The 12,211-nt window shown below is 60.9% G+C and carries 8 protein-coding genes and 1 pseudogene; 2 read left to right on the top strand and 7 right to left on the bottom strand.

Going from position 1 to position 12,211, the window contains the following annotated elements:
• Positions 1 to 61 precede the first annotated feature (61 nt).
• Positions 62 to 667: an isochorismatase family cysteine hydrolase gene (locus tag EDF58_RS20965; RefSeq protein WP_132269118.1), complete on the bottom strand. Its 606-nt coding sequence runs from the start codon at positions 665 to 667 to the stop codon at positions 62 to 64.
• A gap of 48 nt (positions 668 to 715) precedes the next feature.
• Positions 716 to 904 carry a DUF3606 domain-containing protein gene (locus tag EDF58_RS20970; protein ID WP_132269120.1) on the bottom strand — a complete coding sequence of 63 codons (189 nt, stop codon included), beginning with the start codon at positions 902 to 904 and terminating at the stop codon, positions 716 to 718.
• A gap of 217 nt (positions 905 to 1,121) precedes the next feature.
• Here EDF58_RS20970 and EDF58_RS20975 point away from each other — a divergent pair, with 217 nt between their 5' ends.
• Together EDF58_RS20975 and EDF58_RS20980 are read left to right on the top strand one after the other, a co-directional pair.
• Positions 1,122 to 1,379 (top strand): hypothetical protein, encoded by a 258-nt coding sequence (locus EDF58_RS20975; RefSeq protein ID WP_132269121.1) that lies wholly within the window; start codon positions 1,122 to 1,124, stop codon positions 1,377 to 1,379.
• Positions 1,367 to 1,942 (top strand): annotated as a pseudogene (locus EDF58_RS20980) (hypothetical protein); the annotation flags it as partial. The gene EDF58_RS20975 and the pseudogene EDF58_RS20980, both read left to right, overlap by 13 nt.
• Before the next feature lie 600 nt (positions 1,943 to 2,542).
• Here the strand turns inward: EDF58_RS20980 and EDF58_RS20985 are convergent.
• The 5 genes from EDF58_RS20985 to EDF58_RS21005 all read right to left on the bottom strand — a co-directional run bounded on the left by EDF58_RS20985 (position 2,543) and on the right by EDF58_RS21005 (position 12,172).
• Positions 2,543 to 3,388 (bottom strand): Na+-dependent transporter, encoded by an 846-nt coding sequence (locus EDF58_RS20985; protein WP_132269123.1) that lies wholly within the window; start codon positions 3,386 to 3,388, stop codon positions 2,543 to 2,545.
• Positions 3,389 to 3,411: 23 nt separating this feature from the next.
• The gene (locus tag EDF58_RS20990) at positions 3,412 to 5,622 is read right to left on the bottom strand and encodes an arylsulfatase (RefSeq protein WP_207913080.1); all 2,211 of its coding nucleotides are present in this window, start codon (positions 5,620 to 5,622) and stop codon (positions 3,412 to 3,414) included.
• 144 nt (positions 5,623 to 5,766) lie between these two features.
• Complete coding sequence (locus EDF58_RS20995) at positions 5,767 to 6,705, bottom strand: transporter (protein WP_165921509.1); 939 nt, start codon at positions 6,703 to 6,705, stop codon at positions 5,767 to 5,769.
• Positions 6,706 to 6,779: 74 nt separating this feature from the next.
• Entirely contained in the window at positions 6,780 to 9,134 is a 2,355-nt protein-coding gene (locus EDF58_RS21000) for an arylsulfatase (RefSeq protein WP_132269128.1), read from the bottom strand.
• Positions 9,135 to 9,898: 764 nt separating this feature from the next.
• Complete coding sequence (locus EDF58_RS21005; RefSeq protein ID WP_207913081.1) at positions 9,899 to 12,172, bottom strand: arylsulfatase; 2,274 nt, start codon at positions 12,170 to 12,172, stop codon at positions 9,899 to 9,901.
• Positions 12,173 to 12,211: the final 39 nt, after the last annotated feature.

Consider the following 12,211-nt stretch of genomic DNA (forward strand, 5'->3'; position numbering starts at 1 on the left):
GTCTCTCGCTACCTTTTGCTTTGGAAACGCATGAGAAACAATTGGGTTCGAAGAACCTTGCCTACTTGGTCAAACCAGCGAGCCATTCGCTGATGGATTTCTGCGACGTGGCGGCCGTGTCTGCCCCCATGCTTGAGGCCATGATTTCCAAGGCCCATATCCCCCGCTCATCACTTTCCGCAGCGACGGCATCTTTGGGCACCCATAGAGCATAATCGCGCATATGGGCGTCTGCCGCGGTAAACAGGACGCAGATGTCAGTGGCAATCCCGCAGAGCACCAGTTTGCTCACGCCTAGCTTCGGCAGCAGCACCGGCAGATTGGTCGCGTAAAACCCGGAGAATTGCGGCTTGATGATGAAGAAGTCGCCTTGCTCCGGCTTCACCAAATCTGTGACGAGGTTATCCTGCTCCAAGGCGCGCTCTACGAGCCTGGACGCCTCTGAATGCCATTCGCCAAAATTGTCGTTCACATAAATTACCGGCCAACCATGCGTACGAAATTCCTGGTGTAGCTGATTTATGCGGCCGGCGGCCTCGAGAGCACGCGGCTTCAACGCCTCTGCCCCCTCAAAATCGAAACAGTTGACCATATCCAGGATCAACAAAGCTGCTCGATCGCCGGACTCCAATGAGGTTTCGGATGGCTGCTTGTCTTTTGAAGCCATAGAACTCCACCGTTTAGATGGGGCCGGCAGCCGCCAGCCCCTTTCTGCTCATCCTTTTGTGAGCTTCTCCGCCTCGGCGTCCAGCTTCTCGCGATCATTGCCAACCCGTTTGATGAGATCTTTCGCCTGCTCGCGGGTCAAGCCATGCTCCGCAGCAAAATAATCGACCTCATAGTCCTCATCGCCCGCGACCGTGCGGCGATCGGCGCTACCGCGCTCGGATTTATCATCTGCCACTACGCACCTCTCATGTATCAGCTTTATGGCAACGGATTCCAGAGCACGGAGTTCCGCTCGGCTTGCCATGGCCAGACAGGCACGCTCTTCGCCGCGCCCGCGCCCGCGCCGTCATAGGCGAAATGGGTGATGGGAAAAGTCGAGGATTTTAAGCACCATTCAGCGAACTCAGGTTGCCGAAGCAGCGCTACAGGCGCTGCTGGGAATTTGCCGCTAGGTGAATACGAGAGCCCGCTATATTTCCGATCCGACGACCTGCGCCTATGATCCAAGCAAGGAAAAGTCACTGCTGTGCCGGGCGGATGGCGGCAGTGCTACCGATGCCGATTGCATCACGGCGGGCGAAGCGCGAACCATCAACGCGATGTGGTACGGCCAGACCGCAGACGGCAGCAGCGCAGACCCCGCAACGCTCGCAGGCCTGTCGGACCGCCTCGCGCCCGGCCAGTTGTGGTTCGGCCTTACCCGCACATGAACAGTTGCACGGTGGTCGGCGCCGAACTTGTCTGCGCCGCGTCGAATTATCCGGCAGTGCCGCAGACCAGCGCGGTCGAGGTGTTCGACACCCGCACGCTGAAGCACGTCCGCAGCGTCAGCCTCGGTTTCGGGCCGGGCTCGCTGACGGTGATGGACCGCCATGACGGCAAGTGGTGGGCGGTCTTTGCCAACTACGAAGGCAAGGGCGGCGAGCCGGGGCGCGACTACCGCTATACCGCGCTGGTGCGCATGGACGACCAGTTCCGAGCCGAGGCCAGCTGGGCCTTCCCCGAGGCTGTACTGGCGCGCATGGCGCCCAAGAGCTGCTCGGGCCTCAGCTGGGGCGACGACGGGCTGATCTACGCCACCGGGCACGACCGATCGGAGGTCTACGCGTTAAGGTTGCCGGAAGCGAACTCGCGGCTCGAACTGGTGGATACCATCGGCCTAGCCACGCCGGGCCAGGCGATCGACTGGGACCCGAAGGAGAAGCGCCGCCTCTGGACTATCGGCCGCGGCCTAAGCGAAGTGGTAGCCAGCGAGATCCGTACGGTGCGGTGATGGCGGAGTTCATTCCTTAGCGTGGAATGCTGCTGCATGAAACGGACTGTTTCGCCTAGCTAAGAAGTTGGAAAGCAAATTCATTGGGAGGGCTTGCAGTAGCAACTGTACAGGCCCGTATCGAATTGAAACGCGTTCATCAAAATGCCCAATTTCCCAGCGGCTCGGAAATCCGCAATGACAGATTCCGGCACAACCTGACATTCCCGCAGTAGCATCGGATCGGCGTAAGTTGGTCGCGACCTGCCGCCAAAGCAGAACGTCCGCAGCTGGGAACGGAAAATATGGCATTGAACGGCCGCAAAGGGTCGACGGTGGAAATGGCTGCAACGCGCCCATCTAAGCCGTTCAAGTAGGAAATTAGCGAGCCTATGAGCGGATAATCTGTTCAAGACCGTGGCTGGGACATAGCCGCCGTTTGCGAGCATGATGGCGACAATTGGCTTTCGGATGAACAGGACTTTCGCGTGGCGACGAAGCTCGGCTGCGGAGCGAGGAGGTGAGGCGGTGCTGCGTTGGGTTGATTTGAGAACTTAGAATAAGAAAACGTCACTCGTGCTTCATGAAGCGATACTTCCCGGAATGTGCGATGCTCTGTGATCACGTACTGCGGGGAGCGGCATCGCTGTTCGCCAGCAGACGAATATAAGGGATTGTTATGATCCCATTTAATATCGCTGAGAGCACGATTGCGGCCGGCGCCATTTTCGCATCGGGAAAATTGGTTGCGGCAATCGCAATTGCCACGCCAGGATGACGTGCGGCGCTCGCCAGCGACAGGGCCAGTCTCTCGTCTTGATTGCCACCTGCCAGCCAATGACCCGCAGCCAGCCCAACGAGATTCATCGCGACCAGCACCACAATCGTCCCGTCCCCGATGACCTTGAGGATGGCGGGTGCCAGGACGACTAGCAGCACCAGCACGCACAGGATGAACAGGATGGCCGAGACCTTAGCGATGACGTCGGCCACTTTCGCGACGCGCTCGTCCAGCATCTTGCCGACGACAAACCCCAGAAATAGCGGCCCGCCGACGCCGACGGCCAGGATGCTGGCGATCTTCGCGGGCGCTATCTCAGTATCCACGCCGAAATAGACGCCAGCCAGATGGAGGCCGAGCGGGGTGATGGCCAGCGATGCCAGGGAAGCAGCGAAGAACAGCCCGGTGACGTAAGATGCCGAGATGCCCGCCTTGATCTGCTTCTTGGGCAGCAAAGGCGGCACCGGCGAGAACGCCAGCGCGACGATGACCAGCTTCACCACTGGCTTCACGTCGAATGCGGTGGCGATCAATATCGCGGCGACAGGCACTACGATGTACATGGCCGTGAGGGCCCGAAGACCAAGTCGCCATTCCTGAAAGAGGTAGAAAACGTCCGCCGGCCGTGCGCGCAAAGCCAGAGCGAACACCGTCAGGAAGATGCTGCCCAGCAGCAGGAACTTCACGATTTCCCCAGGAGCCATGGCAGTCAGTTCTCCAGAATTTCCACGTCCATCCGCTCGATCCGGCCTTCGAAATGGAAAGGACGGCGGTCAAAATAGTCCGGCGAAACCGGCGAGCCGAGATCGACGCCCACACCGAACGTCTCACTGGCCGTGAAGGCAGCCGGAACCGTTTGTGCAACGGCGACCTCGGCGACCGCCGCGCCGTCGACCGTGAGTGTCACATGCGCCGGGGCCATGGGCTGGGCAGATTCGAAGCGGGTCTCGACGATGATACGGTGCTTCCCTCCCGCAATCGGGGCGGAACTGCGCGCTTGGAAACGGTCGAGGATCAGCATGTTGTATTCGTAGACCAGCTCTCCCCGGTCCATGAACAGCGTGAGCCCGCCGGAAAAGCCGCCGAGCGCATAAAGCACGCCCGAGGCTTTGTCCGGAAACTCCGCCTCGATTTCCACGCGGCTGCTTTGCCGGCCAAGACCCGGGGCGTTGAATTCCGGCATCCGCACCGTCGATTGATCGAACCGCCAGCGCCTGTAGGGCGAGGCGATGCGGTCCTCCGGATGTATGCGAAGCCACAACCCCGCGCCGATCGGCCAGACGAGGTTATCTCGCGAGACGTCCTTGAAGAGCGCTTTCATCTCTTCCAGCTTTTCCGGATGGCGCGATGACAAGTCGCGCGCCTGGCTGAAGTCCTCGTCGATATTGTAGAGCTCCCATGGCTCGGTCGCGGCATCCCAGTTCCTGAGCCGCTCCGCCGTGCTCGGCGTATCCCACGGCACAAAAGGCCCGAAAGCGCAGGCATACCAGCCATCCGAGTAGATGCCGCGGCTGGCATTGTTCTCGAAATACTGGACGTTCTTGCGCGTCGGGGCGTCGGCGGCACCGAAGGTGTAGGCCAGGCTCACCCCGTCGAGCGGCTTCTGATCGTGGCCGTCCACGACCTCGGGCGCAGTGATGCCGATCACCTCGTAAAGCGTCGGCACGATGTCGTTCACATGATGAAACTGGCCGCGCATCGCCTCGTCCGGCTTGATCCGTTTGGGCCAGGAGATCGCCATGGGATTGCGCGTGCCGCCGAAGTGGCTCGCTACCAGCTTTGTATGGTGGAAAGGCGTATTGCCAGCCCAGGCCCAGCCCGCGTGGTACATGTTGTCGGTTTTCGGCGAGCCCAGCACGTCCAGTCCGCCGAGCCTCTCCAGCGCGTCCATCTGCTGTTCGATGGTATTGGGGATGCCGTTCTGCGCCAGCAATTCGCTGATGCTGCCCCGCTGTCCTTCCGCGCTCGACCCGTTGTCGCCGAAGATGTAGAGGACGATGGTATTGTCGGCCTTGCCGAGCCGGTCCACCTCGTCGAGCAGCCGGTCGACCTGCGCATCGACATGTTCGAGGAAGCCGGCGAAGATCTCCATCAGCCTGCGCTGGAAAGGACGCTGTTCTTCCGGTATATCCTCCCAGCCTTGCATGGTGTCGGCGCGCGGCGTCAGTTCGGCATCGGCCGGAATCCAGCCGTGCTCCTTCTGGCGGGCGAACACCCGCTCGCGGTAGGCATCCCAGCCGTCGTCGAACTTGCCCTTATACTTGTCCGCCCAATCCTTGAAGATGTGGTGCGGCCCATGCGCCGCGCCAGAGGCCCAGTACATCAGGAAAGGCGCATTCGGCGAGAAGGCCTCGTGCTGGCGCAGCCACCCGATCGCCTTGTCGGCCAGATCCTCGGACAAGTGGTAGCTCTCGTCGTGAGGCGGCTCAACGGGCGTGGTGTTCTCGTAAAGCCTTGGTTCCCACTGCGAAGTTTCGCCGGCAACAAAGCCGTAGAAATAATCGAAGCCGTGCCCGGTCGGCCAGCGATCGAAAGGCCCCATGGCAGTCGTCTGGTTGGCGGGAGTATTGTGCCACTTGCCGAAGGCCGAGGTCGTGTAACCGTAATGCCGCAGGACCTCCGCGATGGTGGCCGTGTCCTTTCCGATGACGCCTGTATAACCGTCCCAGTCCACTGCTCGCTCGGCAATCGTGCCGGAGTGAACCCGATGATGGTTGCGCCCAGTCAGGAGGGCAGCGCGGGTCGGTGAGCAAATCGAGGTGGTGTGAAAGCAATTGTAGCGGATACCCGCCTTGGCGACGCGGCTGAAGGCCGGGGTATGAACTTCCCCTCCAACCGTATCCGAAAGCCCAAAGCCCACGTCGTCCAGCAGCACGATGAGGATATTCGGTGCGTCGCCGGAGAGACGCGCCGGTTCCACACGCCGTTTGTGGGCTGACTCCGCTAACGTGTAACCAGCGGTACTCGCCGAGGGGGCTGAAGGGAATGGAAGGACGGAGCTATCTGAAGAGCCAGACCGGGAAGCGCTCTTATTCATCTTCGATTGTCCTTCTGATAGCTGTTTTCAGAAACCGAACGCCAGCGTGAATGAGATTACTTCGCTTTCAAGCCTGCGCCTTGCTTCAAATTCGTGGTAGTATTTGAGCTTTCCCGAAAGCGAATGCTTGCCGACCCTGGTCTGGTAGGTGACGATCGGGCCGACCCCGAAGACGCGCGCCTCCAGGCTCTTGGCGCCTACGGCTTGCCTGAAGCTTTCGGCACCCGGACCGCTGTCGTCTCCAAACTGCTGATACCAGTAACCTGCGGCGCCAAGCGCCAATCCGCCCGGCAGATGCTGCATCGCTGCGGCCTCGAGGTGCATTTCGGGCGCAGTCTGGTAGTCGGTTTCTTTATTCTCTGCCGAAATGGTGACGCCAAGCGCGGCCGAGAATTCGAGTCCGGTCTTAGGGTTCAGGTGAGTGAAACTGAAGGTGGGATCGACCGCGACACGGTTTTTTCCGAAGCTCAATGCCTGGATTTGCCGGTTCTGGAAGTCTACCGAGGTCGGATCGTAAAAGCCGGTCGGTAGAAAAATGCTGACCGCGATCGAGTAGTGGTTTATGCCTTCGTCCCACCCGAGCATCGGATTGACGATCACGTCGCTCAGCCCGGTGTCACTGTCTTTGAAGCGCAGGTTCAGATCTTGCTGAACCAAATCTCCACGAAAAGCGATATTTCCGGTAACCACCGGCAACGTCACGGTGACCGCCGGTCTCCCCCCAAGGACATTGCCCTCGAAACTGTGAGTCATGTTGATTTTCGAGATCCACAGGTCGGCATGGACATCGGTGAGCACCGCGCCGCCGATCGCGAGAAAATCGACATTGCCGTCGAGATGAAAGGTGTCGACCGAGGTGTATGTGCCGGGCGGCGGCACGATTCCCGGGACACTGTCTCGGCTTCCCAGCAGATAGGCCCCGCTGCCACCTTCCGTGGCCCATGCCGTACCACCCGGAGTCGCCATCAACAGTGCAGGAGTGAGCCACCGAAGACGTCTCATATCAGTCCGCAACCAATTTGGCATTTGTCGATCCGTCACTATTGCTTGCGGAGGTAGACCTTCATTTCGGCCTCGTGATCGACCACGGCCTCGCCGCTGACGTCGACGATCACGCGTTTCAGCTTACCCTCGTAGCGGAACGGGGGCTTGTATTCGGGATTGACCGGCGCCCCGGAATCCTGCCCGACGAGCATAGCGCCGCCTTGCCCCAGCCTGATCGGCACAGTGTAGGGCAAGTCGCTGCTCGCAACCGCAGCGCCGTCGACCAGCAGCGTGACCTTGCCTGGAACTCCCTTGCCGTTGCGGAAGTCGGGCTTGCCGGTCGGCTCGAACTGCATCGACAGGAAGTGCGAGCCGGAAGGCAGGAGATCGGGCGCCTTCACATAGAAATAGTCTAGCGCCAGATAGTTGTGCAGATAGCAGAGCTTCCCATCCTGGACATAGAACGTGAAACCCCCGTCGTTGCCGCCGAAGCTCAGCAGCACGCCGTCCGCGCCGCCATCGGGGATCACGACCTCGGCAGTGAAGCTGTGCGGGCGGTTGAGCGTCCTGGGCGCGGCAGCCGCGACAATCGACTGAGTCCCCGGATAAAGCCTATAGCGTTCCAGATCGGCTGCCACCTTGGGCCGCTCCAGCGCGATGCGCTGGGTGCCGCGGCTGTCGATGGGCAGGACGTTGTATTTGCCCGCCTCAACATACCACATGCCGATCATGGCGATCAGCCGGTCATGCTCGTCGGCGGCAAGGTCACGCGCCTCGGCAAAGTCCTCGGCAACGTGGTAAAGTTCCCAACCACTGGCATCGAGCGTGTCGAGCATCTGCGCCGAGATCTCGTCGCCGAACTTGCGGCCCGATCCGGCGAAGGACGAGCCCGGCCAGGGGCACACTGCCCGCCAGCCGTCATGATAGAGCGAGCGGTGCCCGAGCATCTCGAAGTACTGGGTCAGGTGCACCTCGGTCGCCTTCGCATCGCCGAACGTCGAAAGCAGGCTGACGCCTTCCATCGGCGACTGGGTAACGCCGCGCAGGCTGGCCGGCGCTTCGATGCCGATGGCGTCGAGTACCGTCGGCACCATATCGACGATATGGCCGTAATGCTCGCGGATCTCGCCCTTGGCCGCAATGCCGCCTGGCCAGGTGACGATGAAGGGATCGGTGCTGCCGCCGCGATAGGTCTCGCGCTTCCAGCGGCGGAATGGGGTGTTGCCGGCATGGGTCCAGCCCCAGGGAAAATGGTTGAACGTGGTGGGGCCGCCGATCTCGTCGATATGCTTGAGCCCGTCCTCGACCGTGTCTGCCACGTTGTTGAAGAAGCGGCACTCGTTGACCGAGCCGGTCGGGCCGCCTTCCGCGCTCGACCCGTTGTCGGATATCAGCATGATCAGCGTGTTGTCGTATTCGCCGATGTCCTTGAGGAACTCGACGAGTTCGCCGATGTAGTAATCGGTGTGTTCGAGGAAGCCCGCGAACACCTCCATCATTCGCGCATAGAGCCGCCGTTCGTCGGCGGAGAGCTGGTCCCAGTCCTGAACGTCGGGATCGGCCGGGGGAAGCTCGGCATCGGCCGGGATGATGCCCAATTTCTTCTGCCGAGCGAAGACGGTCTGGCGATAGGCTTCCCAGCCGGTGTCGAACTTGCCCTTGTACCTGTCCGCCCATTCCTTGGGCACGTGATGCGGTGAATGCATCGCGCCCAGTGCAAAATAGCAGAAGAACGGCTTATTTGGTGCGACCTGCTTGGCATCGGCGATGAAGCTCGTCGCCTTTTCCACCAGATCCGGCGTCAAGTGATAGCCTTCCTCCGGCGTCGTTTCCGGCTCGACCTGGTGGTTGTCGTACATGAGTTCCGGATAGTACTGATGTGTGTCGCCGCCGAGGAAACCGTAATAGCGGTCGAAACCGCGCCCGAGCGGCCAGCGGTCATAGGGGCCGGCGGCGGTGTTGGTCTCTTCCGGCGAGAGATGCCACTTGCCCACGCAGTAGGTGCTGTAGCCTCGGTCCTTCAGAATCTCGGACAGCATCCCGTTCTCGAACGGCATGTACCCGTCGGTGCCCGGATAGCCGGTTGATCCGTTCGAAAGGCAGCCCATGTGGTTGCTGTGGTGGTTGCGTCCGGTCAGGATGCAGGCTCGGGACGGCGAACAGAGCGCCGTCGTGTGCATATTGCGATAGAGCAGCCCATCGGCCGCCAGCGCATCGATGTTCGGTGTGGCGATGGGACTGCCATAGCAGCCGAGATGCCCATAACCGGTGTCGTCGAGTACGATGAACAGTACGTTCGGAGAGCCTTCACGGGGTCGGACCGGCTCGGGCCAGGCTGGCGAGGACTGGTCGGCAGTCCTGCCGATGACGCCTGGAAAGCGTGTTCCAGGCCGGTATTCCTTCAATGACATCGCTACCTCTCAGCGGGCGTGGACGTTCCATCGGCTCAGGATGAATCCACGGGCTATGAGAGGCCATGACGCGGGGACGATCCCGCGTCGAAGCTGTTGGAATTGAGTTGCTCTTCCTATCCATGAAAACCCCGGAGTTAGCTGCCAACGCCACCTGGATGGATCAGTCGTCATGCGGTCCCGTGAACGTGCGAGCGCTTATACCAGCCGCATCTTCAAGGCCGGAGGAAGAGTAGAGTCGCAGGAGGTATTTTCCGATACGCCACTGTGAGCCGATCGATCCGGCTGAAACGCAACGTTGCACGGTCGATTCGGCATAGACGAGCGACCGATTGCGGCGTGAGCGGCAGTTTATACGAAGACGAGAGAATGACCAGACGCGGTCGGCAGCCGACTTCGAGCGAGCGTCAGCTTATCCCGCAACCCGGCTCCGAGCCAAACATTCACCTATCGGCGAGTCCAAGGCTCCTGAATGGGAAAAGCTGACGATCCGCACCTGGGAGCACAAAATCGGCGGCTGAATAACCGACAAGGGTCGACGGCGGAAGCGGCTGTAACGCGCCCATTGTCGTCGTACGGGATGACGAAGGTCGCCTCCGAAAGCAGCCGTTCAAGTCCGCCCATATCCTCCCTGTTTCGGAGTATACCAGAATCTTATCCCTGGCCGACGTGTGCTGCTGAAGCGGCTTTCATACAAGCGTTGTACTCGGCCCTCAAAACGAGAGCCGAGCACAACTAGCAACCAGCGGTGAGCCTTGCACTCGTCAGTCCATCGCGGTCGCCAGCTTCAGGCGGTCCATGCCTGACGGTGCATCATGTTCGCCAAATTCGAAGGTCACCGATTCAATCTGGCCTGTGAAGGGGAACAGTCCCTTCTTCTCGTAGTCGGAACAGACCGGCGAGACGCAGTCCATGCCCACGTCCATCGTCTCGGTGCCGCAGCGCATGGGGATCTGCTCGTCGATGCGCCCTTTGGCGACGGCTTCCCCATCGATCGAAAGCACCACATCGGCCGCACAGCCCGGCGTCTTCGATTCCGGCGTGAAGTCGATCTGGATGACGTGCTTGCCGGTCCCTAGCGCTTCCGTCGAGATGATATCGTAGCGACGGATCGCGAAGAAGTTGTAGTGGAACCGCGCCTTGCCTTCCCACAGGAACAGCGAGAAGCCAGCGGCGTCACCGCCTAGCGCAAAGACTACGCCTTCCGCCCCGCCCTCCGGGATTTCGACCGGCACCGTCAAGCGGAAAGGCACGCCGACGAGCTTGGGTCCGCTGCCTTCCGGCAGGCGCGTCATGCCCGGATAGAAGGTCACCTTGTCGCGGCCGAAGAAGTAGCTGGGCCGCAGCGTGACATCGAGCCGTTCGGCGAAGCGATCGTCCAGTGGCAAGACCTGATATTTCGCGGCTTCGCCCATGAATAGGTCCTGGAGATAGCGCAGCTTGTCCGGGTGCTTGTCGGCGAGGTCGACAGCCTGGCTGAAATCCTCCTCGATATTGTAGAGCTCCCAGGTGTCTTCATCAAAGCCTGAGGATCCCGAGGTTTCCCAAGGGAGGCGGCCGTGCCGGCACGAGGCGATCCAGCCATCGGCATACATTGCGCGGTTGCCCAACATCTCGAAGTACTGCTTGTCACGCGTGCTTGGCGCATCGGCATGAACGGGGTCGAAGGTATAGGCGAAGCTCGTGCCTTCAATCGGGCGCTGGATGTAGCCGTTCACCTCTGTCGGCTCCGCGATGCCGACCACTTCCATGAGCGTTGGCATCACGTCGATGCAGTGGTGGAACTGGCTGCGGATGGCGCCGCTTTCCTTGATCTTTTCGGGCCAGGACACAATCATCGCGTTGCGGGTGCCGCCGAAGTGTGATGCGACCTGCTTGGTCCACTGGAACGGCGTGTCTCCGGCCCAGGCCCAGCCCACGGCATAGTGCGGCGAAGTGCCGGGCATGCCCCACTTGTCCATGAAGCCGATCGATTCTTCCATGGTTGGCTGGCGGCCGTTGAGGCTCATCAGCTCGTTGGGCGTGCCGACCAGCGATCCTTCGCCGCTCGAACCGTTATCGCCGATGATGTAGAGGATCAGCGTATTGTCGAGCTCACCCAGCTTCTCGATCGCATCCACGACGTTGCCGACCTCGTAGTCGGCATGTTCGAGGAAGTCTGCATAGTTCTCCGCTTGCCGCGCGAACAGCTTGCGGTGTTCCTCGGGCTGGCTGTCCCATGAAGGAATCTGCTCTGGGCGCTCTGTCAGCTTGCTGCCCGGAGGGATCACGCCGAGCTTGAGCTGGTTCTCGTGGACGATCTTGCGGTACTCGTCCCAGCCCATGTCGAAGCGCCCGGCATTGCGGCCCCGCCAGTCGAGCGGGGGCTGGTGCGGTGCATGAGCGGCGCCAGTCGAGAGATAAGCCATGAATGGCCGGTCCGGTGCGATCGACTTCTGCTTGCGGATCCAGGCAACGCATTCCTCCGCGAGGTCGCGCTGGAGCTGGTAGCCTTCCTCCGGGCGCTTCGGCGGCTCGACGGGGGTGGTGTCGCGAAGCAGCGAGGGGAAGAATTGATCGGTCTCACCGGAAATGAAGCCGTAGAAATAATCGAAACCTTGGTAAGTCGGCCAGTTCTCGAAGGGCCCGGCGGCGCTGGTCTGGTTGTCGGGTACATTATGGTTTTTGCCGAACCAGGCACTGGTGTAGCCACTCTGCTTGAGCAGTTCTGCGAAAGTGGCGCAGCTCTTGGGAATGATCCCGCAGTAGCCGGGATAGCCAGTCGCCATTTCCGCGATCACCCCCGTGGCCACTGTGTGATGGTTGCGCCCAGTCAGGAGCGCGGCCCGCGTGGGCGAGCAGAGCGCGGTGGTGTGGAACTGGTTGTAGAACAGCCCGCGTTTAGCCAGCTTTTCCGCCGTGGGCATGCGAACGAGGCCACCCGAAGCGCTCGACCAGCCAAAGCCGACGTCGTCGAGCAGGACCAGCAAGATATTCGGTGCGCCCTTCGGTGCTTCCTTGTTCGGCGGAAAGTCCGGTTCGGACTCAGTCGCGTACATCCCGATCTTAGCATTCGGGAAACTCCATACCGGCTCGGG

It is taken from the genome of Novosphingobium sp. PhB57, from assembly GCF_004342985.1.
Taxonomy (GTDB): Bacteria; Pseudomonadota; Alphaproteobacteria; order Sphingomonadales; family Sphingomonadaceae; genus Novosphingobium.

Excerpts from the sequence above, each read along its gene's own strand:
- EDF58_RS20965 (WP_132269118.1), bottom strand. The coding sequence starts at position 667 with ATGGCTTCAAAAGACAAGCAGCCATCCGAAACCTCATTGGAGTCCGGC.
- EDF58_RS20995 (WP_165921509.1), bottom strand. The coding sequence starts at position 6,705 with ATGGCGACTCCGGGTGGTACGGCATGGGCCACGGAAGGTGGCAGCGGG.
- EDF58_RS21000 (WP_132269128.1), bottom strand. The coding sequence starts at position 9,134 with ATGTCATTGAAGGAATACCGGCCTGGAACACGCTTTCCAGGCGTCATC.
- EDF58_RS21005 (WP_207913081.1), bottom strand. The coding sequence starts at position 12,172 with ATGTACGCGACTGAGTCCGAACCGGACTTTCCGCCGAACAAGGAAGCA.